18 protein-coding genes and 1 pseudogene are annotated in these 24,208 nt (G+C 69.1%); 11 read left to right on the forward strand and 8 right to left on the reverse strand.

The genetic code is table 11. The features are described from left to right. Positions 1 to 162: 162 nt before the first annotated feature. On the forward strand, positions 163 to 4,089 hold the full coding sequence (locus FOZ76_RS19040; protein ID WP_143949866.1) for a phospholipase effector Tle1 domain-containing protein: 3,927 nt from the start codon (positions 163 to 165) through the stop codon (positions 4,087 to 4,089). 63 nt (positions 4,090 to 4,152) lie between these two features. On the opposite strand, the gene FOZ76_RS19045 is transcribed toward FOZ76_RS19040, so the two are convergent. The 3 genes from FOZ76_RS19045 to FOZ76_RS19055 all read right to left on the reverse strand — a co-directional run bounded on the left by FOZ76_RS19045 (position 4,153) and on the right by FOZ76_RS19055 (position 8,117). Beyond that, positions 4,153 to 6,597 (reverse strand): TonB-dependent siderophore receptor, encoded by a 2,445-nt coding sequence (locus tag FOZ76_RS19045; RefSeq protein WP_143949867.1) that lies wholly within the window; start codon positions 6,595 to 6,597, stop codon positions 4,153 to 4,155. A gap of 79 nt (positions 6,598 to 6,676) precedes the next feature. Further along, the gene (locus FOZ76_RS19050) at positions 6,677 to 7,636 is read right to left on the reverse strand and encodes a DUF4880 domain-containing protein (protein WP_143949868.1); all 960 of its coding nucleotides are present in this window, start codon (positions 7,634 to 7,636) and stop codon (positions 6,677 to 6,679) included. Then, entirely contained in the window at positions 7,623 to 8,117 is a 495-nt protein-coding gene (locus tag FOZ76_RS19055) for a sigma-70 family RNA polymerase sigma factor (protein ID WP_143949869.1), read from the reverse strand. Before FOZ76_RS19055 ends, FOZ76_RS19050 begins: the two co-directional genes overlap by 14 nt. Positions 8,118 to 8,266: 149 nt before the next feature. Here FOZ76_RS19055 and argS point away from each other — a divergent pair. From argS to FOZ76_RS19075, 4 genes and pseudogenes are all read left to right on the forward strand, one after another. Continuing rightward, positions 8,267 to 9,949, forward strand: a pseudogene (gene argS / locus FOZ76_RS19060) (arginine--tRNA ligase); the annotation flags it as partial. A 140-nt stretch (positions 9,950 to 10,089) separates the two neighbouring features. Beyond that, entirely contained in the window at positions 10,090 to 10,764 is a 675-nt protein-coding gene (locus FOZ76_RS19065) for an SPOR domain-containing protein (RefSeq protein ID WP_143949871.1), read from the forward strand. 107 nt (positions 10,765 to 10,871) lie between these two features. Next, the gene (locus FOZ76_RS19070; RefSeq protein WP_170235538.1) at positions 10,872 to 11,507 is read left to right on the forward strand and encodes a thiol:disulfide interchange protein DsbA/DsbL; all 636 of its coding nucleotides are present in this window, start codon (positions 10,872 to 10,874) and stop codon (positions 11,505 to 11,507) included. Positions 11,508 to 11,544: 37 nt separating this feature from the next. Next, a complete protein-coding gene (locus tag FOZ76_RS19075) occupies positions 11,545 to 12,321 on the forward strand; it encodes an SDR family oxidoreductase (RefSeq protein WP_143949873.1) in 777 nt (258 codons plus the stop codon). 34 nt (positions 12,322 to 12,355) lie between these two features. Here FOZ76_RS19075 and FOZ76_RS19080 read toward each other — a convergent pair whose 3' ends face one another. Genes FOZ76_RS19080 through FOZ76_RS19100 form a run of 5 tightly spaced genes read right to left on the reverse strand, consistent with a single transcriptional unit; the run spans position 12,356 to position 17,395 of the window. After that, positions 12,356 to 13,468 carry a TauD/TfdA family dioxygenase gene (locus FOZ76_RS19080; protein ID WP_143949874.1) on the reverse strand — a complete coding sequence of 371 codons (1,113 nt, stop codon included), beginning with the start codon at positions 13,466 to 13,468 and terminating at the stop codon, positions 12,356 to 12,358. Positions 13,469 to 13,480: 12 nt separating this feature from the next. Next, a complete protein-coding gene (locus FOZ76_RS19085; RefSeq protein ID WP_143949875.1) occupies positions 13,481 to 14,458 on the reverse strand; it encodes a Bug family tripartite tricarboxylate transporter substrate binding protein in 978 nt (325 codons plus the stop codon). Between the two features lie 41 nt (positions 14,459 to 14,499). Continuing rightward, the gene (gene leuD / locus FOZ76_RS19090) at positions 14,500 to 15,135 is read right to left on the reverse strand and encodes a 3-isopropylmalate dehydratase small subunit (RefSeq protein WP_143949876.1); all 636 of its coding nucleotides are present in this window, start codon (positions 15,133 to 15,135) and stop codon (positions 14,500 to 14,502) included. Continuing rightward, positions 15,132 to 16,535 (reverse strand): 3-isopropylmalate dehydratase large subunit, encoded by a 1,404-nt coding sequence (leuC, locus tag FOZ76_RS19095; RefSeq protein WP_143949877.1) that lies wholly within the window; start codon positions 16,533 to 16,535, stop codon positions 15,132 to 15,134. The genes leuD and leuC overlap by 4 nt, the downstream gene beginning before the upstream one ends. Beyond that, entirely contained in the window at positions 16,532 to 17,395 is an 864-nt protein-coding gene (locus tag FOZ76_RS19100; protein WP_143949878.1) for an isocitrate lyase/PEP mutase family protein, read from the reverse strand. Before FOZ76_RS19100 ends, leuC begins: the two co-directional genes overlap by 4 nt. A 136-nt stretch (positions 17,396 to 17,531) precedes the next feature. On the opposite strand from FOZ76_RS19100, the gene FOZ76_RS19105 reads away from it, so the two are divergent. The 6 genes from FOZ76_RS19105 (at position 17,532) to tuf (ending at position 24,208) form a co-directional block, all read left to right on the forward strand. Then, complete coding sequence (locus tag FOZ76_RS19105; RefSeq protein ID WP_143949879.1) at positions 17,532 to 18,347, forward strand: GntR family transcriptional regulator; 816 nt, start codon at positions 17,532 to 17,534, stop codon at positions 18,345 to 18,347. 119 nt (positions 18,348 to 18,466) lie between these two features. Then, positions 18,467 to 19,006: a cob(I)yrinic acid a,c-diamide adenosyltransferase gene (locus FOZ76_RS19110; protein ID WP_143949880.1), complete on the forward strand. Its 540-nt coding sequence runs from the start codon at positions 18,467 to 18,469 to the stop codon at positions 19,004 to 19,006. 551 nt (positions 19,007 to 19,557) lie between these two features. Next, on the forward strand, positions 19,558 to 19,935 hold the full coding sequence (rpsL, locus tag FOZ76_RS19115) for a 30S ribosomal protein S12 (protein WP_143949881.1): 378 nt from the start codon (positions 19,558 to 19,560) through the stop codon (positions 19,933 to 19,935). A gap of 196 nt (positions 19,936 to 20,131) precedes the next feature. After that, positions 20,132 to 20,602, forward strand: coding sequence for a 30S ribosomal protein S7 (gene rpsG / locus FOZ76_RS19120; RefSeq protein ID WP_143949882.1), 471 nt, complete (start codon positions 20,132 to 20,134; stop codon positions 20,600 to 20,602). 147 nt (positions 20,603 to 20,749) lie between these two features. Then, a complete protein-coding gene (fusA, locus tag FOZ76_RS19125; RefSeq protein WP_143949883.1) occupies positions 20,750 to 22,855 on the forward strand; it encodes an elongation factor G in 2,106 nt (701 codons plus the stop codon). A 162-nt stretch (positions 22,856 to 23,017) separates the two neighbouring features. Further along, a complete protein-coding gene (tuf, locus tag FOZ76_RS19130) occupies positions 23,018 to 24,208 on the forward strand; it encodes an elongation factor Tu (RefSeq protein ID WP_143949884.1) in 1,191 nt (396 codons plus the stop codon).

The raw sequence follows: 24,208 nt of genomic DNA on the forward strand, positions 1-24,208 counted from the left end.
ACGGGTTGTTGACAGGTGCTGCCGGCATCGCACCTGGGCGCCACCGGGTCCGCCGCCGCGCCATCATGGCGACCGGACCGAAATGAGGGCGGCGCGATGCGGCAGCGTGGGTGGTGGCTCGGGGTATGCGTGGTGGCGGCCTGTCTGGGGCTCGCGCCGCTCATGGCGAAAGCCGCCGACGATTTCTCGTGCGGGCCCTCGCAGCTCGGTTCGCCCTGCGGCGAGGCAGGGCCGGCCACGCTCGCCGTGCCGGGGGCGGGCGCGGGGGCCGGCAACCCCGTCCACCTGGCTACCGGCAACAAGCACCAGCGCGAGATCGATCTTCCCGCACTGCCCGGCGTGCTGGGGCTGACGTGGGGCCGGCAGTACAACGCGCAAGACCCGCGGGCCGGCGCCTTCGGCCCGGCCTGGGCCCATGTCTACGACACGCGCATCGTGCGCGCAGGCGGCATGTTGCAGATCGTGCAGGCCGACGGCAGCCGCATCGATTTTCGGGTCCTGCCGGGCGACGCCGAACGCTGCGCGTCGGACGATCCCGCGCATGGCGAACTGATTCGGCTGCCGGGTGGGGGCTATCGGTGGCGCTGGCCGGACGGGCGCACGCTCGTCTTCGACCATGGCGGCCTGCTGGTGGAGATCTGCGCGCCGACCGGCCACCGCCTGCGCATTCAGCGCGGCCTGGTGCCGGGGCAGCCGCTGTATGGCCAGGTGCTGCGCGTCGTCGATCCGGCCGGCCGCATGCTTCAGGTGCAGCACGATGCGCAAGGCAGAATACAGCGCGTCAGCACACCGGCCGGCGTGCTCGAGTATGCCTATGACGACGCCGGCCGGCTCGTCGATGTGCGCTTTCCCGACGGGCACCGGCGGGAGTATCGCTACGCGCCCGGTCTGCGTGCGGCGCTCGCGTCGCTCGGCGTGCGCCGGCCCGACGGGGGGCGCACGCAGCTAGGGGCGTGGCAGTACGACGATGCCACCCGGGTCGTGGCGAGCGACCTGGGCATCGGCGCGCGCGGGCGCCTGCGCTTTCAGTATGAAGAGGGTGGGCATGGCGAGCGGATCACGCGCGTGAGCGACGACGCGGGTGGCCGCACCCGCTTCGTGCTCGCGCCCCAGGGCAGTCGCTACGTGGTGGTGGCCGCCGAGGGCGACGGCTGCGTTGGTTGCCCGCCCCTGGCGTCGGGCGCGAGCCGGGGGGCAGCCCTCCCGGTGGCCGGGGCCGCGACGCTCGTGCACGACGAGGAGGGCAGGCTGCTCGAAGTCCAGCGGCCGAGCGTGCTGGCGGGACGCTCCCGCCGGCTGCGCCTGGTCTGGGACACCGTGGCCGACGGCGAGACTGCGGTGCGCTTGCCGGTTGCGATCATAGAGACGGGATGGCGGCCCGCGACGCCGGCGCCGCAGCGGCTGGCGCGCGCCTGGACGCTGAACTGGATCTGGCAGGCGGGTGGGTTCCGCCTGGCCGGGGCGCGGGCGCCGGCAGATGCAGCCGAAGCGGATGCGCTCGTCGGCTGGCCCGCAGCGGCGCCGGATTCGGCCGCCGGTTGGCCAGGCCTGCGTGTGGAACGCGACGACTTCGGCGCCGTGCTGGCCTGGTCGTCCGCCGCGTCCGGCCGGGAGCGTCACGAGCTTGCGGCGTCGGGCGCGGTGCTCGCCCGGCATTTCGCGGATGGTCGGGCCTGGACGTATCGGCGCGATACCCAGGGGCGTCTGCTCGGTTTGGCGGCCGAGGGTGTGCAGGTGGACGTGGCCTGGCAAGAGGGGCAGGCCGTGGAAATCCGGCAGGCGGAGGAACGGGAGCGGCGGCAATACGACGCCCAGGGCCGGCTCAGCGTGCGCGAGCGCCGGCGCCCGGCCGACGGCCCCGAACGGTGGTCCGCGGTGGATCGCTATATGCACGACGACCAGGGCCGTCTGGTGCGCCATGACCTGGCGGAAGGCGGCGCGCTGCACTATCGCTGGCGTGCCGATGGGCGGCTGGCGGCCATCGTCTGGGAGGATGCCGACGGGGCGCGGCGCGAGGTGATCGACGCTGCCCCCGGCGAAGCCGGCTATCGCTATGGCAACGGGGTGCGCCTGGTGCCGTGGTTCCGGCATGGACGGCTGGCCGGGCTCGCACACGGCCGCGTCGGCAGGCGCACGCAGCGCGCGCGGCCCGTCTGGGCGCAACAGCTCGTCTTCGATGCGGCGGGCAGGATCGCCGGCGAGGTGCTGCGCAGCCACGGCCTGCCTGCGGAGCACTGGCGCTATGGCTATGACGAACAGGGGCGGTTGGCGCGTGTCGAGGGGCCCGGCGTTTCGCATGGCGAGGCCGGTCTCGCCTGGCAGGCCGATGGTGGCCGGGCCGGACCCGGCGAGATCCGCGAGCGGGACGCCAGCGGCTTGCCGCGCCATGTGGACGGGTGGCGGCTGCAATACAGCGGCCTGCGCCGCCTGGCGCAGGTCAGCCGGGGCGAACGCGTGGCGCGCTATCGCCACAATGCGTACGGCGAGCGCGTGTCCGCCACCTACGGCAACGACGCGACGGCCGGTACCTGGGAGTTCGTGTACGAAGGGCAGCGCCTGGCGGCCGTATGGCGCGGTGGCCAAGGGCAGGCCCGCCCATGGCGGCGCTACCTGCACGCAGGCGCGGTGCCGGTGGCCATGATCGATTACACGGGCAGAGCGCCCACGCTCTACTTCCTGCATGCGGATGCCATCGGTCTGCCGCGTGCCGTCACCGACGGGCAGGGCGCCGTGCGCTGGGAAGGGACGTACTCGCCGTTCGGCGAACTGACCGGGATGGCAGGCGAGCCGCGGTTGATGCCGCTGCTGCGCCTGCCCGGGCAGGTGGTCGATCCGCTCACCGGCTGGCACGACAACTACCAGCGCACCTACGAGCCCGGTCGCGGCCAGTACCTGGAACCCGACCCCTTCGGTCCGCCTGCACTTCACGCCCACGCCCTGCCGCCCGGCGTGGCATTGCGCACCTCCGCCTTCGGCTACGCCGCGCAGCAGCCCCGGCGCTATGCCGACCCCGCCGGGCTGGTGCTGCTGGCGTTCGACGGGACCAGCAACGACGCGCTGACCCATGCCAACGTGCACCAGTTCGCCGAGCTTTACGAAGGTGACCCGCAGGCCGCGCCGGGCAGCGCGGTGCACTACGCGGCCGGCCCGGGCGGGCCGGGTCCGCAGGGCGCGGCGGATGCGGCTTTCGCGCTGACGGCGCAACGCATCCTCGATGCGCAGTGGGCGCACCTGATCGCGCGGCTGCAGGAGGCGGCGGGCGCGCAGGAGCCCACGCCGATCGACCTCATCGGCTATTCGCGCGGGGCGGCGCTGGCGCGGCATTTTTCAAACATGGTGGCCGGGATGGTGCGCGAGCGACGCTTCTGGGAATGGCAGGACGGCATCGGCGCCGTGACCGGATGCGTGGACCTGCGCTTCGTCGGCCTTTTCGACAGCGTGGCCCAGTTCGGCCTGTTCGGCTCCGCCAACGATCTGTTCGATTTCCGCGTGTCGCCGGCCTGGTCGGCCGTGGCCCACGCCGTCGCGCTGCACGAGCAGCGCCGGCTGTTTCCGCTGCTCTCGCTGGCCGACGCCAACGGCGTGTTGCCGCTCAATGTCGTCGAGCTGCCCTTCGTCGGCGCGCACGCCGACATCGGCGGCGGGTTGGGCTGGACCGAGGCGGATGGCACCGAGCGCCACGACCTGTCCGATGTCGCGCTGCAATGGATGACGGACATGGCCGCGCGCGCCGGCGTCAGCCTGCGCGGGCTCTCGCTTGTGCAGCAAACCGTCAGCGACCCGGTGCTGCACGATTTCCGCAATGCCCTCGAGCGCAGCAACCAGGCCCTGGTCGACGGCGTGTGGGGGGATGCCGGCGGCGCTGCGAACAGTGCGCTGCCCGGGCTGCTGTATCCGGACCGCGCCGTGCTGGCGGCCGACGGCAGCGTGCTCGCCGAGCACCAGCGTGGCCACGCCCGTTACGGTGTGCAGGAGCGGCGCCGTACGGAGGCCTTCATCCAGCGTGCCCACGCCTGGCTGTCCTCGTCCGACGAGGCGGCCGGCGTCGTGAGCCTGCCCGATTACGCCGCCTGGCTCGCGCAGCGTTGAGCGCATGCCGCCCGCCAAAGCCGCCTCGGTGGGCCGCATGCTCACCCGCCTGCCCGCGTCGCCTCAGAAGGTGCCGCGCAGGCTGAGCATGAAACTGCGCGGTTCGCCGTACCAGTTCCAGTATCCGACCGGCCCGACCGTCTGGTAGTAGCGCTTGTCGAAGATGTTGTCGACGTTGAGCGCGGCCGTCCAGTTCCGATCGACACGGTATTCGACGCGTGCGCCCCAGACGGCGTAACCACCCTGACTGAAGGAGAACGGTATGCTCGGCCCGTCGTACTGGCCGGTCGCCGGCTGATAGGTCCTGGCGGTGCCGCTGACGTAGATCGCGCTCTGCACGTTGACGCCGCCGCCCACCCGCCACGCCGATGCCGCGCGGGGCAACTGCACCATGGTCCACAGTTTGAGCAGGTGGCGCGGCGTCACCGTGCTGTAGCGCACCGAATCGGCCTCCTTGTTCTGGTTGCTGTTGTAGGTGTAGCCCGCGATGAACTGCCAGCCGGGCAGCAGTTCGCCGGTGAGTTCGAGGTCCACGCCCTGGCTCACCACGTCGCCCAGGGGCAGGTAGCAGCACGTTCCGCCGCTCGCGTCGGTGGTGTTGGACGGGTAGTCCGGGTCGAGGACGGCTTCGCCGCTGCGCTCGATCCGGTACAAGGCAATGGCGCTGGCGTAGCGGCCGCCGGCATGGCTGCCCTTCAGGCCGACTTCGTAGTTGCGGCCGGTGACCGGGTCCAGCGAGTTGCCGGGCAGCGGCCCCGCCAGGCGGTTGGCCTGCGACTTGTAGGTTTCGGCAATGCTGCCGTAGGCCGTCCATGCCGGCGACAGGTCGTAGCTCAGTCCGGCAAAAGGTGTGAAGATGCCGTTTTCTTCGTACGTGGTGCCGCTGCCGCTGGCGTCGAGTTGCTCGAAACGGTAGCGGCTCACCCGTGCGCCCAGGGTGAGGGCCATCGGGTCGGTGAGCTGCAGGCGCAGTGAACCGTAGATGCCCGACTGGCGCTGCCCCCAGGCGGCGTTCTGGGTTACCAGGCTGGTCGGGTCCCAATAGCCGTCAGGGTCGAAGGCGCCGAGCGTGTACGTCTGCATCGCGCCCGAGGCATTGGCGAAGTTGCCCTTGGTGTTCTGCCATGCGGCGCCCACGCGCACTTCGTGGCGGCGGCCGAACATCTCGAAAGCACCTTGCAGGTGCGCATCGGCGACGGTCTGCTCGGGCTCGAAGTAGGTGCGGAACCATGACACCTGCCCCTGCTGCGTGACCGGATCGATGCCGCCGTTGGCGCGGGCGTAGGTGTAGTCCTTGGTCTGACGGTTGTGCGTGGCGCTCAGGTGCACGCTCCAGTCGTCGTTGAACTGGTGGTCCAGGCGCAGGAAGCCTTCGTCGGTGTCGTGGGCATGGTGGCTCCAGCGCGTGGTGAGGCTGGTGCTGCGCGGCAACCCGAGATCGCTGCCGTCCAGGTATCGGGGCAGGCCCATGAACCATGGCGTGCCCTGCATGCGGCTCACGGTGCCGCCGAGCGCTAGGACGGTGCGCGGACCGAGGTCGGCCTCCAGGATGCCGTAGAGCGTGGTGTTGCGCTGCTGCACGACATCGTAGAAGAAGTGGCGATCGGTGTGGGCGGCGACCAGGCGCGCACGGATCTTGCCGTCGTAGGCGATCGGCCCGCCGATGTCGGCGGCCACGCGATAGTGATCCCAACTGCCTGCCGACGCTTCGACGCTGGCGGCGAAGGTGGATGTCGGGCGCTTGCGTACCAGGTTGATCGTGCCGCCGGCCTCGCCCGAGCCGCCGAACAGGGCGTCGGCCCCGCGCAGCACCTCGACGCGGTCGTACTGCGCGAAATCCTGCAGCATGGCGTGGTTGGCCAGGCCCAGTGTCATCGGCGCGCCGCCGTCGATCTGCAGATTGGTGATCTGCATGCCGCGCGAGTAATAGCTCGAGTCGAAGGTCGTTCCCTGGGTGCGGGTGACGCCGGGCGTCTGGCTCATCACCGCTTCGAGCGTGTCCAGATTCTGCTCGCGCAGCCGCTGGTGGGTCATCACCGACACCGATTGAGGCAGTGCGCTCAGGCTGGCGCCGCCGCCGAACGACAGACTGTCGGTGGTATAGGCGCGGGTATCCTCGGTGGCGTCGCCGGGCGCAGCGGCCGTCACCTCGATGGCCGAGAGCTGTGCGATGCCGCTCGCGGGCAGTCGACGCAGGGTGTAGCCGCCATCGGCGGCACGCACGGCCTCCAGCCCGGTGCCCTGGAGCAGCGCGGCCAGCGCGCGGTCCGGCGGCAGCGTGCCGCGCAGGCCAGGGCTGTGCTTGCCGGCCACCAGGCCAGGGTCGATCGAGAGCAGCAGCCCGGCCGCGCGGGCATACTGGGTCAGCGCAGCCTCGAGCGGGCCCGGCGGGATGTCGGCCGCGATGGAGCGCGCAGTCGTCTGCGCATGGACGGATACGGGCGGCAGGCAGGCGCCGAGGGCGGCGACCAGGCCGGCGGCAATGGACAGGGTGGGGCGCAGCTTCATGTGGGTCTCGCGTAGAGGGTGATGCTCCGTTTACCGAACGGCGTCGGCAAACCGGCAATGCGCGCCGCCGGCCCTGTCGCTAGGCGGGCAGTACGCGCACCCAGTAGCGCGTGCGGTATTGCAGGCGCACGGCCAGCGTGCGCGCAAGTGCGGCCAACACCCGGTCCGGGTCGGCGAGCGGGAAGACGCCGCTGATCCGCAACCCGCCGATCTCGGGGGCCACGCCGAGGTAGCCGTGCCGGTAACGCGCCAGGTCCGCGAGGAAGGCGTCCAGCCGCCGCCCGCGTGCAACCAGCAGGCCCTCGGCCCAGGCGGCCCGGTCGAAATCGGCCGGCGACTCGGCCGACACGGACTGCGCGTCGATGTGCACGCAGCGGCCGGTCGGCAATGGCGTTGTCTGGACCGCCATGCGGGGTTGGACGGCGACCTGATCCCGGTGGGCAGTGACGGCCAGGGTGTGGTCGAGGCGTTGGATGCGGGCCTCGCCGTCCGGCGTCGCCCGGACCTGGCCTTCGCTCGCCGCCACGGTCAGCAGTGCACCCGCACGCACCAGGATCTCGCCCCGGTGCAGGCGCACCACCAGGCTGCCCGCCTGGCCGCCGACGTCCACTGCGGTATCGGTATTCAGGCTCAGTTGGCTGCCGTCCGGCAGCCGCAGCTCGTGTCGCTCGCCGACCCCGGTGCGCACGTCGGCCAGCATGGCCCTCGCGAGCGGCAGCCCCTGCAGGGCGGCCAGCCCCGCGCTGCCCGCGCCCAGGCTGAGCAGCAGGCGGCGCCGGCCGCTGTGTCCACGGGCGTGGGCAGCGTCCAATGCCGTTTGCGCGGCACCGGCGGGCAGGCCGGCGAGGCGAAGCTGCCATGCCTGCAGGTGTCGCCAGGCAGCCGCGTGCTCCGGGTGCGCTTCCTGCCAGGCGGTGAACGCCCGCCACGCCCCGGACCCTGCCGGTTCGCCGTGCAGCCGGACCATCCAGGCGATCGCCGCTTCGGCGGCCGCGGTGCCTGCGGCCGGTGGCTGCGCTGCGGCTTCAGGCGATGGCATAGCAGGCGCGCCAGGCAAGCGTCATGTCGTTCTGTACGGAACGCACGGAGACGCCGTGCCGCTCGGCGATCGCGGCGTAGCCCAAACCCTCGAGCTGGGCCATCAGGAAAGTACGGCGCGCGCGCAGCGGAATCGTGGCAAGCGCGCGGTCCAGCTCCGCGAGCAACTGCAGCGCCGCGACGCGCGCCTCTGGCGACGGTGCGTGCGTGGGTGGCAGCACGGCCAGCGCATCCAGCCACGCCTGCTCGAGCGCCGCGCGCCGATAGTGGTCGATGAGCAGGCCCTTGGCGACGGTGGCGAGCAGCCGGCGGGCTTCCAGGACGTAGAGACGCTCGCGTCGGTCGAGAATGCGCACGAACGTATCGTGGGCGAGATCGGCCGCCCGGTCGCGGTTGCCCAGCCGGCGTCGCAGCCATTCGTGCAGCCAGCCGTGATGCTCGCGATACATGCCTTCGATGGCGTCGAGGTTCAGGTCGGGCATGGGAGCATCCGGAACGCGGAACGAGGAAATCGTGGAATGGGATCGGTGAAAAGGTTAATGATAATCGTTATCTTTCTACAAAGCGTGTTGGAAGGCCGACGGGCGACCCCACTGGTAAAATGCCCGGTTAACCAGAATTCGGCCTTGCCATGCTTCCCGCTCAACAGACCCAACTCATCGAACTGATCCAGCGGGCCGTGGAGACTGCCGCGCCCGGGGCTCAGGGCACGGTCCAGCTCGAACGGCCCAAGGTCGCCGCCCACGGCGACTTCGCCACCAACATCGCCATGCAGATTGCCAAGCCGATGAAGCGCAACCCGCGCGAACTGGCCCAGGCGATCGTCGATGCGCTGCAGGCGGCGCCCGAAACCGGCACGCTGCTCGCGGCGGCCGAGATCGCCGGCCCGGGCTTCATCAACCTGCGCGTCACGCCGGCGGCGCGGCAGGCCGTGGTGGACGCCATCCTCGCTCAGGGCGAGCGCTTCGGCCATGCCGAGCCGGGCGGCGAGCCGCTGATCGTCGAGTTCGTGTCGGCCAACCCGACCGGCCCGCTGCACGTCGGCCATGCGCGCCAGGCCGCGCTGGGCGACGCGCTGTGCCGGCTCTTCACGGCCACCGGCAACGCCGTCACACGGGAGTTCTACTACAACGACGCCGGCAACCAGATCCACAATCTGGCGATCAGCGTGCAGGCGCGCGCGCGCGGCATCGGGCCCGACGACGCGGCCTTCCCGGCGGACGGCTACAAGGGCGAGTACATCGCCGACATCGCGGCCGACTTCATGGCCGGCAAGACGGTGCAGGCGAGCGACGGCGACCCGGTCACCGCTTCGGCCGATCCGGACGACCTGGAAGCGATCCGCGCTTTCGCCGTGGCCTACCTGCGCCGCGAGCAGGATCTGGACCTCCAGGCCTTCGACCTGAAGTTCGACAACTACTACCTCGAAAGCTCGCTCTACACGTCCGGGCGCGTCGAGCAGACGGTGCAGCGCCTGATCGACAGCGGCCACACCTACGAGGAGGGCGGTGCGCTGTGGCTGCGCACCACCGAACTCGGCGAAGGCGACGACAAGGACCGCGTCATGCGCAAGAAGGAGGGTGGCTACACCTACTTCGTGCCGGACGTGGCCTACCACGTCGCCAAGTGGGAGCGCGGCTTCAGGCGCGCCATCAACATCCAGGGCAGCGATCACCACGGCACCATCGCCCGCGTGCGTTCGGGCCTGCAGGCGCTGGACGTCGGCATCCCCAAGGGCTACCCCGACTACATCCTGCACAAGATGGTCAAGGTGATGCGCGGCGGCGAGGAGGTCAAGATCTCCAAGCGCGCCGGCAGCTACGTGACGCTGCGCGACCTGGTCGACTGGGTCGGGCGCGACGCCGTGCGCTTCTTCCTGATCCAGCGCCGCGCCGACACCGAGTTCGTGTTCGACGTCGATCTCGCGCTCAAGCAGTCCGACGAGAACCCGGTCTATTACATCCAGTACGCGCACGCCCGCATCTGCTCGATCCTCCAGCAATGGGGCGGCGACGCGGCTGCCCTGGCGCAGGCCGACACGGCCCTGCTCGCCGCGCCGCGCGAGTTCGCCCTGATGCAGCGCCTGGCCGAGTTCCCCGCGATGATCCAGAGCGCGGCCCAGGAGCTTGCCCCGCACCATGTGGCCTACTGGCTGAAGGACTGCGCGGCGGACTTCCATGCCTACTACAATGCCGAGCGGGTTCTGGTCGATGACGAAGCCCTCAAGGTGGCGCGCCTGTCGCTGCTGGCGGCAACCCGGCAGGTCCTGGCCAACGGGCTGGCGCTGCTCGGTGTGAGCGCCCCGCAACGGCTGGATCGCGAACGTTCGCCTGCCGAGGCGGGCGCCGATGCCGCCGGCCAGGACCAGGTCGGGCAAGGCGAGCCCGCTCCCGCGCCGCAGGCGCCTTCAACTGGTAGCGAGGATGCTCCGGCCTTCAGGCCGGAGCGACGCACATGAGCAAGCAAGCACGAGGCAGCACTTCCCTGCGCAAGCAGCGCGGCGGCACGATGTTCGGCGTGATCGCGGGCCTGCTGCTGGGCCTGGTGGTGGCTGCCGCGGTGGCCGTGTACGTCACCAAGTCGCCCGTACCGTTCGTGGATCGCGCCTCGCGCGGTCCCGACCCCTCGCTGCCCGATCCGGGCTTCGCGCCCGACCCCAACCGCAGTCTGTACGGCAGGGACGCGCCGGGCGGGCTCGCGCCCAGCGGCCCGATCACCATCGCGCCCGCCCCGGTGCCCCAGGTGTCGCAGCGCGACACCCCGGCCAGGCGCGACGAACTGGGTGATCTGCTGGCCAGTCTGTCGAAACCGGGTGCGAACACGAACACGAATACGAACACGAGCCCGCCACCGGCGGTTGCGCCGCCCGCCAATGCCAAGCCGCCGGCCGCGGCGCCTGCCGGGCGCTATGTGCTGCAGGTCGGCGCCTTTCGCGTGCTCGAGGACGCCGAAGCGCTCAAGGCGCGCCTGGCGTTTCTCGGCTTCGATGTCCGCCTGCAGCAGGCCCAGGTCAATGGGGTGCTGGTCAATCGCGTGCAGGTCGGCCCCTACGCCCGCCTGGACGATATGAACCGCGCCCGCGCCCGCCTGGCCGAGAACAAGGTGGAAGCCACTGTCGTGCGGCAATGAGCCGCGGCGGTCAACTTTTGGCGATTGGCGGTGTCTCAACGCAGCGTCGGCCATGTCGCCGCGTACCATCGCGGGCCAGCCCCGCCCGATCCACAGGAATGTCTCCCATGTCGAATTGTTCCGTTCTGCGCCGTCTGTTGTCCGTATTCGCCCTTGCCGGGGCGTTCGCCGCCGGCTCGGCCGGCGCCGCCCAGTCGGCTGACGGTTATGTGGCGATCGACCCGCCGCACGCCACCGCCACCGGCGAGCGCGTCGAAGTGCTCGAGTTCTTCCAGTACGGCTGCCCGCACTGCCGCGCCATGGAGCCGCTGGTCGAAGCCTGGCAGGACAAGCAGCAGGACGACGTCGCCCTGCAGCGGGTGCCGGTCGCCTTCAACGCCGCCATGGAGCCCTGGCAGCGCCTCTATTACACCCTCGAAGGCCTGGACAAGCTCGAGCTGCAGCAGGCCGTTTTCTCGGCCGTGCAGACCGAGCGCAACCCGCTCAACTCGCGCGAGCGCGTGATCGACTGGGCCGCCAAGCAAGGCCTGGACAAGGACAAGTTCGCCGCCATGTACGACTCCTTCGGGGTCGGCACCAAGGTCAACCGCGCCAATCAGCTCATCAAGAGCTACAGCCTGCAGAGCGTGCCCACCCTGGTGGTCGATGGCCGCTACATGACGTCGCCGGCGCTGGCCAACGGCTACCAGGAGTCGCTCGACAAGGTCGACGAACTCATCGCCAAGGCCCGCTCCGCGCGCTGAGCGGCCGGCCCGCTTGCCGGCCTCGGGAGGATTGCGCATGCACGTCTTCATCACCGGGGCCAGCAGCGGCATCGGCCAGGCGCTGGCCCGGCACTACGCCGCGCGCGGCGCGGTGCTGGGGCTGCTGGCCCGTCGCGGGCCGGCACTGCAGGCGTTCGCTGCGACCCTGCCCGGGCGGCACCACTGCTACGAGGTGGACGTGCGCGACCGGCAGGCACTGCACGGGGCTGCGCTGGACTTTCTCCGGGCGGCCGGCGGGCAGGTCGACGTCGTCGTCGCCAATGCCGGCATCAGCCGCGGCACGCTCACCGAGGAGCCCGACGATTTCGCCGCGTTCGAGGACATCCTCGCCACCAACATGCTGGCCATGGTCGCCACTTTCGAGCCTTTCGTCGCACCCATGCGCGCAGCGCGGCGAGGCACGCTGGTCGGCATGGCGAGCGTGGCCGGCATCCGCGGGCTGCCTGGCGCTGCCGGCTATTGCGCGTCGAAGGCTGCGGCCATCAGCTACTGCGAGAGCCTGCGCAACGAGCTTGCCGCCGACGGCATCCGGGTGGTCACTTTGCTGCCGGGCTACGTGCGCACCCCGTTGACCGATCGAAACCCCTTTCCGATGCCGTTCCTGCTGGATGCGGACACGTTCGCCCGCCGCGCCGCGCGAGCGATCGACGCCGGCAGGCGCTATGCCATCGTGCCCTGGCAGATGGCTATCGTCGGGCGGCTGCTGCGCTGGGTGCCGGCGCCCGTGTTCGATCTCTTCGCCCGGCGCGCGCCGCGCAAGCCGCGCGGCGTGCCGACGGATGGCCTGCCGTGAGCCGCCGCGCGGCGAACACAAGGTCCGGGAGCGCTCAGGGCCGCTGGCCGGGATCGAAGCGCATGCCCATGTCCCGCGCCTGGCGCGCATCGAACGCGACGCAGTGCTCGTCGTAGGCATGGCCATGGATGCCGCCGCGTACCGTGCCTGATTCGGTCGCGCCATAGAAGTCCGCCCACAGGGGCGGCAGGGCGGGGCCGTCCGGCGTGGCGATCCAGAGGCGGTACAGCGTGCGCTTGCGCGCGGGGTCGGCGTCGTCCTCGAACTCCGTGCGCGAGTGCAGCGCCGTATGGTTGCTCATGATCTGCAGGTCGCCGGGCTCCAGCCGCATGCGGTACATCACCTCGGGCCGGCGCAGGATGTCGTCCAGCAGCGCGGTGGCCTCGCGTTGCTCGGCGGTGAGCGCCGGCACGCCGGGCAGCTTCTGCGCCTGCTCCACCCGGTTGCGGTTCCAGAAGCAGAAGAGCCTGCCGTCGCGCTCGCCATACACGGGCAGCACCATGACGGGCGACTGGCTCTCGGCCTGCTCCGACTGCCGGCTGTAGTGCAATGGCTGGAACAGTGCCGCGGCGAGGTCCGGCCGCTCTTCGCGCAGCCGCAGCAGCGCCGTGATCGCGCTGCTGCACAGGCTGTCGCCGCCCACCGGCGCCTGGTTGTAGCAGCTCAGCAGGACGAGGTCGCTGCCGTCCACGTGGAAGTCGAGTTCCGCGTTGGACGAATAGCCCCGCCCGCCCGCGCTGCGATAGACGGTGCCGACGTTCATCACCTTGTTCATGTAGCGGCTCTGCTTGTCCTGCGGACGCGCCACGCCGAAGTGCAGGCCCACGCCCCAGGTGAGCAGTTCGAACGCTTCCGGCGACAGGCCCTCGCGCGGCAAACCCTTCAGCAAGGCGACGCCGAGCCCGTGCTGGGCCTCGTCGAAGCCGCGGCGGATGCGCGCCAGTGTGGCGCCCGAGAAGGCGAAATCGCTGCGCGCATAGGCCAGCAGTGGTTTGCCGGGGACCTGGGCGGTCTGGACGGCGCGCAGCATGTCGGCGGTCTCGGCGGGCTCGAGCCGGATGCACCAACTCGTATCGCGGGCCAGATCGGCGGCGCTCCAGGCTGCCCGGGGTTGGGCGGTGGAGGCGGGCGGGGCGGCAGTGGTCATGGTCGTGTGTGCCTACTGGGTGAAGGGGAACCGTTGGACGAGTTCGGTCATGCGCGCGCTTTCCGCCTCGATCCGGGCGGCGAAATCCGCCGGGGACGGGCTGATGGCCTGCGCGCCGAGGGAGGCGAAGGTCTGCTGCGTCGTCTGGCCCTGGACGGCGCGCGCGGTTGCCGCCGCCACACCCTCGACGATGGCCTGCGGCGTGCCCTTGGGCGCGAACAGGCCATACCAGGTGATCGCGTCCAGGCCGGGAAACCCCGCCTCGGCCGCGGACGGCACGTCCGGCGTGATCGACGTGCGCTTGTCGCCCAGCGTCGCCAGGATCTTGAGCGCGCCGCTCTTGTAGTGCGGCATGGCGGCGGTGATGCCCATGACGGCCATGTCCACGGTGCCCGCCACGAGGTCGGTGATCAGTTGGCCGCCGCCCTTGTAGTTCACGACCACCAGGTTCTCCATCCCCTCGTCCGCGCGCAGCATCTGGCCCTGCAGGCGGGCCACGCTCTCGGTCGTGCCGAACGAACACGACCGGGCGTTCGTCTTGCAGCCCTGGAACGTTTCGGCAAGGGTCTCGCCCGGCAGCTTGGGCGTAGCGACGAAGACGCCCGCGAGTTCGGCGTACGCCGTGATGGGCTCCAACTGCGGCAGCGGATCGAAACCGTTGGACGCAGGCAGGTGCCGGGCCAGCGTGATGGCGTGGATCTGGACCAGCAGCGTGTAGCCGTCCGGCCGGGCGCCGATCACCTTGCGTGTGCCGATCATGCCGTCGGCGCCGGGCACGTTCTCCACGATCACCGACTGCTGCCATACGTCGGAGAGGTCTTTGGCCACGGCCCTGGCCAGGGCGTCGGTGCCGCCGCCGACGCTGTAGGGCACGATCAGCGTCACGGGCCGATCCGGCTGCCAGGGTGGCTGTGCGAGGGCCGGTGCGGCGCAGAAGCCGAAAGCGAGCGTGAGCAGCGTCGCCGCTCGGCGATAGATCGATGCGATCATGGTTTGTCTCCGTTATGTAGGTTTGTTTTGGAAGGGGTTGTTCAGGCCTGCGGCCCGGGAGGTGGGTCCGAAGCCGGCCACGCCCACGGCCTGAGCCGCCGGTCCTGCTGCTGCCAGTCCAGGATGTCCGCACGCTCGCGCAGGGTGAGCTGGATGTCGTCAAGGCCGAGCAACAGGCCTTCGCGCCGCTGGACATCGACCGTGAACGGGATCGCCTCGCCATGCGGCGGCTCGATTACGCACGCCGCCAGGTCCACGCCGACCGGAGCGCCGGTGGCAGCCGCCGCGGCGAGTGCCTGCAATCGAGGGGCGTCGAGCCTGATCGGCAGCATCCCGTTCTGAAAACAGTTGTTGAAGAAGATGTCGCCGAAGCTCGGCGCGATCACGCAGCGGATGCCGATGTCCATGAGCGCCCAGACGGCGGCCTCCCGTGAGGAGCCGCAGCCGAAGTTCTCGCCGGCGAGCAGAATCGGTGCGTTGCGGAACGGCGGCTGGTTCAGGACGAAGCCGGGCGCCTCGCTGCCGTCGGCGTCGAAGCGCAGCGCTTCCAGCGCATACGGGCCAAGCTGGTCGCGGGCCAGCGTGGCCAGCCGCTCGATGCGGATGATCACGTCGGTATCGACGTTGGCCAGCATCAGCGGCGCGGCGGGGCCGTGGAGCCTGGTGAATGGGGTCATGGTGTCGAGAATGTCCGAGGGTCGGCGATGTGCCCGGCAATGGCCGAGGCAGCCGCGGTGGCCGGGCTGGCCAGGTGCGTGCGCGCCCGCGGCCCCTGGCGGCCGACGAAGTTGCGGTTCGAGGTGGAGACGCAGCGCTGGCCGGGCGGCACCTGTTCGCCGTTGGCCGCCACGCACATGCTGCAGCTCGGCTCGCGCCACTGAAAGCCTGCCGCCGTGAAGACGCGGTCCAGGCCTTCGGCCGCGGCCGCGCGTTTCACCGCCTCGGAGCCCGGCACGACCCATGCCGTCACGTTCGGCGCGACGTGGCGGCCACGGACGATGCGCGCGGCCGCGCGCAGATCCGACAACCGCGAGTTCGCACAGGAGCCGATGAATACCCAGTCGATCGGCGTCCCGGCAATGGGCGCGCCGGCATGCAGGCCCATGTATTGGAGCGCAGCGTGGTGCGCCGCGGCGCTGGCCGGGGGCGCGGACGGTTCGGGGATGCGCGCGCCGACCGGGATGGCATCCTGCGGGCTGGTGCCCCAGGTCACCATGGGCGCGACCTGGCTCGCGTCGATGGCCTCCTCATGATCGAATGTGGCGTCCGCATCGGTGGCCAGCGTGCGCCAGTACGTTGCCGCCTCGTCGAACAGCCGGCCCGCCGGCGCTTGCGGGCGGCCGCGCAGCCAGTCGATGGTGCGTTCGTCCGGTGCGACCAGCCCGAATCGCGCGCCCATTTCGATGGCGAGATTGCACAGGGTCAGCCGTTCCTCGACGTCCAGCGCCTGCACGGCGCTGCCGGCGAACTCGATGGCATGGCCCGTGCCTATCGAGGCGCCGAGGCGGGCGATGATGTACAGGACGAGATCCTTGGCCGTCACGCCCGGCGCGAGGCGGCCGTCGCAGCGGATGCGCATCCGGGCCGGTTTCTGCTGGCGGACCGTCTGGGTGGCGAGCACATGCACGCTCTCGGACGTGCCGATGCCGAAGGCCAGCGCGCCGATGCCGCCGTTGGTGCAGGTGTGGCTGTCGGTGCAGACCACGGAAAGCCCGGGCAGCACGATGCCCTGTTCCGGCGCCATGACGTGCACGATGCCGTGGCCGGGGCGGCCGATGTCGAAGAAGCGCACGCCGGCGGCCCGCGCGCCGTTGCGCAATCCCTGGTACAGGCGGGCGCCGGGCGCGAACGTCGTACCGTCGCGCGCCGGCGTGCTCGCGACCGCGTGGTCCGGCGTGGCAAAGGTGAGTTCGGGGCTGTGCAGCCGCAGGCCGCGCGCATTCAGTTCGTCGAATGCCGGGCCGCCGCCCAGATCGTGCAGCAGATGCCGATCGACGTGCAGCAGCGCCCATCCATCGCCGAGTTCGCGCACGACGTGCGCGTCCCAGAGCTTGTCGAAGAGCGTGCGCGCGCTCATGTCGGCTCCGACGCCGCGTTGAATCGATCGCGCAGCGCGTTCCAGTCGTCCGCGCCGAAGCGGCGAAACAGTTCGCTGACCGTCATGTCCGGGTCCGGTGGCAGGCCGGTCGAACGCAAGTGCGCCAGGGCGGCGTCGCCGGCCTGCACGGCCGCGATCAGCATCAGGCCGGGGACGATGGCGAGCCTGTAGCCCATTGCCTCCGCCTGCTCCACACTGATCGGCGGGGTCTTGCCTCCCTGCACCATGTTCAGCAGGCAGGGCCCCGGCACTTGCCTGGGGACGGCCGCGGCTTCTTCCATGGATTGCGTCGCTTCCACGAACGCCACGTCCGCCCCGGCGTCCAGGGCGGCGTTCGCACGCCATATCGCCTCCTGCAGGCCGAGCGTCGCACGCGCATCGGTGCGGGCGATGAGCACGAAATCCGGCGAGCGGCGGGCCTGCACGGCGGCGCGGATCTTGGTGATGAACGCTGCGCGCGGGACGACGAGCTTGCCGTCGAGGTGGCCGCAGCGCTTGGGCGATTCCTGGTCCTCGATGTGCAGTGCCGCCACGCCGCGGCTCTCGTAGACCCGCACCGTGCGGGTGACGTTCAGCTCGTTGCCGTAGCCGGTATCGGCGTCGGCGATCAGCGGGACTTTCACGGCGGCCGCCATGCGCGCGGCGTTTTCCGCCATTTCGCTCATGCCGAGTAGGCCGAAGTCGGGAAAGCCGCTGGCCGCCGAGGTGCCTGCGCCGGTCATGTAGACGGCGCCGAAGCCGGCCTGCTCGATCAGACTGGCGCCGATGGCGTCGTAGGCGCCGGGGGCGACCAGCATGCGTGGGGATGCGAGCAACTGGCGCAGGGGGAGGGTAGTCATGGGCAGGGGCGTCGGGTTTGTTGTCCTCTTGTTATATTATTAACAACACCAAGCTGCGTCAACGATGCGATGGTTCCGACAGTTGCTTGGCGGCGCCTGTTAAGCTGCTACGCGTTTTCCCTGCCGTTGTTGCACCATGAATTCCGCCAAGCCTTCCAACGCCGCGCTCATCAGACGTTCCAGCGGAACCGCGCTGCATCGCCAGCTCTTCATGGTGCTGCGCGACGAAATCGCGCGGGGTGTGTATGCGGGCGCCGGGGCGCTGCCCAAGGAAGAAGACCTGTGCGAGCGCTTCGACGTATCGCGCATCACCGTGCGCCGAGCGTTGGCGGACCTGGCCGCACTGGGACTGGTCGAGCGGCGTCATGGCCGCGGGACATTCATTACCGGCGGCCCCCCGCGGGTGCGGCCCACCCCCAGCCTGAGCTTTCTGGATTCGCTGCGCGAGGTCGCCAGCGAGACCGAGGTGTCCGTGGTGAGCGCCGAGCGCGTGGCGCCGCCGTCCGACATGGCCGCGCTGATGCAGCTTGCGGCGGACGAGCCGGCATTGCACGTGTTTCGCGTGCGCACGGCCGGGGGCGTGCCGATCATGTACACCGAGGCCTGGGTGCCGGGCGAGGTGGGCAAGCGGATCACCACCGCCGCGATGCGCAAACGACCGCTTTATGAGCTGATGCAGGATCTGGGCGCGGTTTTCGGCCGCGTCGTCCAGGAGATCACGGCCCAGGCGGCCACGCCGGACGCGGCCGAGCATCTGCAGGTCGAAATGGGAACGCCGCTCATCAAGCTGGTGCGCCTGATCCACGACCGCGATGCCCGTCCCGTCCAGCATCTCACCTCCTTGCTGCCGCCGGACCGCAGCCGCATCCTCATGGACATTCCGGGCGACAAGATCAACACGCTGGATGCCGGGCACATCGTGCACGATACGCAGATCGACGCCCGGCGCTGAGCTTGCCCGCCGCGCTCGCCGTGCATGCCGGCTGGCGGCCGTCGGGCGCCCATCCTGGCGTCCGGCCCCGATGGCCGGGCCTTGCGCGTTCGCCCCTCTCTTTTCTTAGGATATTTTTCATGCCGAACCGGCTTTCCGTGATCACCACCCGCACCGGGGACGATGGCAGCACCAGCCTGGGCGACGGTACGCGCGTGCGCAAGGACGCGCTGCGCGTGCACGCCCTGGGCAGCGTCGACGAGTTGAACTGCCATCTGGGCGTGCTGCGCGTCGAGGCGATTGCGGAACCTGCCGCGGACGACCTGGCGCGCATTCAGAACGACCTCTTTGACCTGGGCGGCGAGCTGAGCATTCCCGGACATACGCTGCTGGCCGAGGCGCGGGTCGCCTGGCTGGACGAGCGCCTCGCGCACTACAACGGCCAGCTCGCGCCCCTGGCCGAGTTCATCCTGCCCGGCGGCACGCGCGCCGCCGCCCTGTGCCACGTCGCACGCGCGGTTGCGCGGCGCGCCGAGCGCGACGTCGTGGCCGTGGCCGCCGAGGAGCCGGTCGGCGACGCCGTGCGGCTGTATCTGAACCGCCTCTCGGACCTGCTCTTCGTGCTTGCGCGCTGGCTCAACCGGGAGGCGGGAGCGGGGGATGTGCTGTGGCGGCGCTGAGGGTTTCACGCACTGAGCCTGGCGCCGCTCGGTGGTCGCGGCGATGGGTAGTCCGGCATCCCGATTGACTGTCCTTTTCAAGAGCTGCTACACTTAGGGGCTTTACGAAATCTTTGCGCTTTAGTGTCGCGCTGCAGTTTTGCTTCGGGTTCATTCGTGCGGCTATCCCTATGTTCGGTTCATGCCGTCGGGAAGGCTCGCCAGGCTCAGGAAGTGACGCAGAGGAAGTGACACAGAGGAAGTGACACTGGCTCGCAAGGTTTCTTCAAAGGTTTCTCCCTCTTCGGGGCCCACCGGGCAGGCCATGCAGTTCGCCTTGCCCCGAAGAGGTTGTGCCACGCAAGTAGGTGTAGCTGGTTTTGCGTTCGGTCCCGAACTTCGGGACGGGCGCCGAGCCAGCTTTTGGCATTGATCCGCTCTTTCGACCGGCAGTTCCTGCCGGGCATTCGGGGCGGTCTTGCGTGGGTCGCCCGGAATCGAAAACTCTCGCGTGCCTCTCGGTGACGTAGACACCACCGAAGGTCCGACGACAACAGGGATCACAACAGGTCATGCCTACTATCAGCCAGCTCGCGCGCAAACCGCGCGTCGTTGCCCAGCTCAAGAGCAAGAGCCCCGCGCTCGAAAACTGCCCGCAGCGCCGTGGCGTCTGCACCCGCGTCTATACGACGACGCCCAAGAAGCCGAACTCCGCGCTGCGTAAGGTCGCCAAGGTGCGCCTGACCAACGGCTACGAAGTCATTTCGTACATCGGCGGCGAAGGCCACAACCTCCAGGAACACTCGGTCGTGCTCGTGCGCGGCGGTCGTGTGAAGGATCTTCCCGGTGTGCGCTACCACATCGTGCGCGGCTCGCTTGACCTGCAAGGCGTCAAGGACCGTAAGCAAGCCCGTTCCAAGTACGGCGCCAAGCGTCCGAAGAAGGGCTGATCGCCGCTACGCGCGCAGTCCGCAGTACCGCAGTAATCCGATCCAAGACCCGTTTTGTCCGACTGCGTCCCGTCCCGGACGTGGTGGTGCGACCGTCAGGCCGAGTGGCCGGGCGGTAGGTAAGTGGTCGCTCCGATGAGCGGCCGTGGCCCCGCAAGAAGCTGGGTTCAACTGAACAGACACAAAGGAAGCTGAAATGCCCCGTCGTCGCGAAGTCCCCAAACGCGAAATTCTCCCTGATCCCAAGTTCGGCAATGTCGAACTCGCGAAATTCATGAACGTCGTCATGCTCTCGGGCAAGAAGGCGGTCGCCGAGCGTATCGTCTACGGAGCGCTCGACCAGATCCAGACCAAGACCGGCAAGGAGCCGGTCGAGGTGTTCTCCGCCGCCATCAACAACGTCAAGCCGCTCGTCGAAGTCAAGAGCCGCCGCGTCGGTGGCGCCAACTACCAGGTGCCCGTGGAAGTGCGCCCGGTCCGTCGCCTCGCCCTGGCCATGCGCTGGGTGCGCGAAGCCGCCAAGAAGCGCGGCGAGAAGTCGATGGACCTGCGCCTGGCCGGCGAGCTCATGGACGCGGCCGAAGGCCGCGGCGGCGCGATGAAGAAGCGCGAGGACACCCACAAGATGGCCGAAGCCAACAAGGCCTTCAGCCACTTCCGCTGGTAATTTCATAGCGGCGTCGCAGTACCGCCGCAGAATGGCTCGCCGCCTGACGGCGAGCCTGCCGCGCCCGTGGCGGCGCGGCCGGTGCCCGGCGATGCCCGGGCGTCGCCCGCAAGCGCGGGGACGCCACCGTCTCAAGGAACCCACATCATGGCCCGCAAAACCCCGATCGAGCGATACCGCAATATCGGTATCTCTGCGCACATCGACGCAGGGAAGACCACCACGACCGAACGCATCCTGTTCTACACCGGCGTCAATCACAAGATCGGCGAGGTGCACGATGGCGCCGCCACCATGGACTGGATGGCGCAGGAACAAGAGCGCGGCATCACCATCACCTCGGCTGCCACCACTGCGTTCTGGCGCGGCATGGCCGGCAACTACCCCGAGCACCGCATCAACATCATCGACACCCCGGGGCACGTGGACTTCACCATCGAAGTCGAGCGCTCCATGCGCGTGCTCGACGGCGCGTGCATGGTCTATTGCGCCGTGGGTGGTGTGCAGCCGCAGTCGGAAACCGTGTGGCGCCAGGCCAACAAGTACGGTGTGCCCCGTCTTGCCTTCGTGAACAAGATGGACCGCACCGGCGCGAACTTCTTCAAGGTCTATGACCAACTGAAGACCCGCCTGCGCGCGAACCCCGTGCCCATCGTGATCCCCATCGGCGCAGAAGACAGCTTCCGCGGCGTGGTCGACCTCGTCAAGATGAAGGCGATCGTCTGGGACGAGGCCAGCCAGGGTACGAAGTTCGACTACATCGACATCCCTGAAGAGCTCAAGGCCCAGGCCGCCGAGTGGCGCGAGAAGCTGGTCGAAACGGCTGCCGAGTCGTCCGAAGAGCTGATGAACAAGTACCTCGAAGAGGGCGAGCTCACCGAAGAGGAAATCAACAAGGCCCTGCGCCAGCGCACCATCGCCGGCGAGATCCAGCCGATGCTGTGTGGCACCGCCTTCAAGAACAAGGGCGTGCAGCGCATGCTCGACGCGGTCATCGACTACCTGCCCTCGCCCGTGGACATCCCCCCGGTCGAAGGCGAGGACGATGACGGCAACCCCGCGTCCCGCAAGGCCGACGACAAGGAGAAGTTCTCCGCGCTGGCGTTCAAGCTGATGACCGATCCGTTCGTCGGCCAATTGACCTTCGTGCGTGTGTACTCCGGTGTGCTGAACTCCGGCGACACGGTGTACAACCCGGTCAAGGGCAAGAAGGAGCGCATCGGCCGCATCTTGCAGATGCACGCCAACAACCGCGAGGAAATCAAGGAAGTTCTGGCGGGCGACATCGCCGCGGTGGTGGGCCTGAAGGACGTCACGACCGGCGAGACGCTGTGCGACGCGGATTCCCACATCACCCTGGAGCGCATGGAGTTCCCCGAGCCCGTGATCTCGCAGGCCGTCGAACCCAAGTCCAAGGCCGACCAGGAAAAGATGGGCATCGCGCTGTCGCGCCTGGCCCAGGAAGATCCGTCGTTCCGCGTGCGCAGCGACGAAGAATCCGGCCAGACCATCATCTCCGGCATGGGCGAGCTGCACCTGGAAATCCTCGTTGACCGCATGAAGCGCGAGTTCAACGTGGAAGCCAACGTCGGCAAGCCGCAGGTGGCCTACCGCGAAACCATCCGCAAGACGGTCGACGAAGTCGAAGGCAAGTTCGTCAAGCAGTCGGGCGGCCGCGGCCAGTACGGCCACGTGGTCATCAAGCTCGAGCCGCTCGAGCCGGGTGGCGAAGGCTTCGAATTCGTCGACGCGATCAAGGGCGGTGTGGTTCCTCGCGAATACATCCCCGCGGTCGAGAAGGGCATCCGCGACACGCTGGGTTCCGGCGTGCTGGCGGGCTACCCGGTGGTCGACGTGAAGGTCACGCTGTTCTTCGGTTCGTACCACGACGTGGACTCGAACGAAAACGCGTTCAAGATGGCCGGTTCGATGGCGTTCAAGGATGGCATGCGCAAGGCGAACCCCGTCCTGCTCGAGCCGATGATGGCCGTCGAAGTGGAAACGCCGGAAGACTACGCCGGTACCGTGATGGGCGATCTGTCCTCGCGGCGCGGCATGGTCCAGGGCATGGACGACATCGTGGGCGGCGGCAAGACCATCAAGGCCGAAGTCCCGCTGTCGGAAATGTTCGGCTATGCCACCCAACTGCGTTCGATGACGCAAGGCCGTGCGACGTACACGATGGAGTTCAAGCAGTACGCCGAAGCGCCGAAGAACGTCGCCGACGCGATCATCACCGCACGCACCAAGTAGGACCCGTCCCGAGCGCCGGAGCCTGGCTCCGGTGTTCGTGGGATCGGCGTGCCCCGGCGCGATGCCGGTGGCATGCCGAGCAAGGCGCAGCGGGCGGGCGGCAACACCCCTGCCACGCGCGAACCAACGATTTTCGAGATTTCGAATCCTGAAGGAAGAATCATGGCAAAAGGCAAGTTTGAACGTACCAAGCCGCACGTGAACGTCGGCACGATCGGTCACGTCGATCACGGCAAGACCACGTTGACGGCAGCGATCACGACGGTTCTGTCGAAGGCATTCGGCGGCGAAGCCAAGGGCTACGACCAGATCGACGCGGCGCCCGAAGAAAAGGCGCGCGGCATCACGATCAACACCGCGCACGTCGAGTACGAAACGCAGAACCGTCACTACGCCCACGTCGACTGCCCGGGCCACGCTGACTACGTCAAGAACATGATCACGGGCGCCGCGCAGATGGACGGCGCGATCCTGGTGGTGTCGGCCGCTGACGGCCCGATGCCGCAGACGCGCGAGCACATCCTGCTCTCGCGCCAGGTGGGTGTTCCGTACATCATCGTGTTTCTGAACAAGGCTGACCTGGTCGACGACGAAGAGCTGCTCGAGCTGGTCGAGATGGAAGTTCGCGAGCTGCTGTCCAAGTACGACTTTCCGGGCGACGACACCCCGATCGTCAAGGGTTCGGCCCGTCTGGCGCTCGAAGGCGACGAAGGCCCGCTGGGCAAGCAAGCGATCATGCAACTGGCCGAAGCCCTGGACACGTACATCCCGACGCCCGAGCGCGCCGTGGACGGCACGTTCCTGATGCCCGTCGAAGACGTGTTCTCGATCTCGGGCCGCGGCACCGTGGTGACCGGGCGTATCGAGCGCGGCGTGGTCAAGGTCGGCGAGGAAATCGAAATCGTCGGCATCAAGCCCACGGTCAAGACCACCTGCACCGGCGTGGAAATGTTCCGCAAGCTGCTGGACCAGGGCCAGGCGGGCGACAACGTCGGCATCCTGCTGCGCGGCACCAAGCGCGAAGACGTCGAGCGCGGCCAGGTGCTGTGCAAGCCCGGTTCGATCAAGCCGCACACGAACTTCACGGCCGAGGTGTACATCCTGTCCAAGGAAGAAGGCGGGCGCCACACCCCGTTCTTCCAGGGCTATCGTCCGCAGTTCTACTTCCGTACGACGGACGTGACCGGCTCGATCGAACTGCCCAAGGACAAGGAAATGGTCCTGCCCGGTGACAACGTCTCGATCACCGTGCAACTGATCGCCCCGATCGCCATGGAAGAAGGCCTGCGCTTCGCCATCCGCGAAGGCGGCCGTACCGTCGGCGCCGGTGTCGTCGCGACGATCATCGCGTAA

Origin of the sequence: Verticiella sediminum (assembly GCF_007558815.1) — a bacterium.
Classification (GTDB): domain Bacteria; phylum Pseudomonadota; class Gammaproteobacteria; order Burkholderiales; family Burkholderiaceae_B; genus Verticiella; species Verticiella sediminum.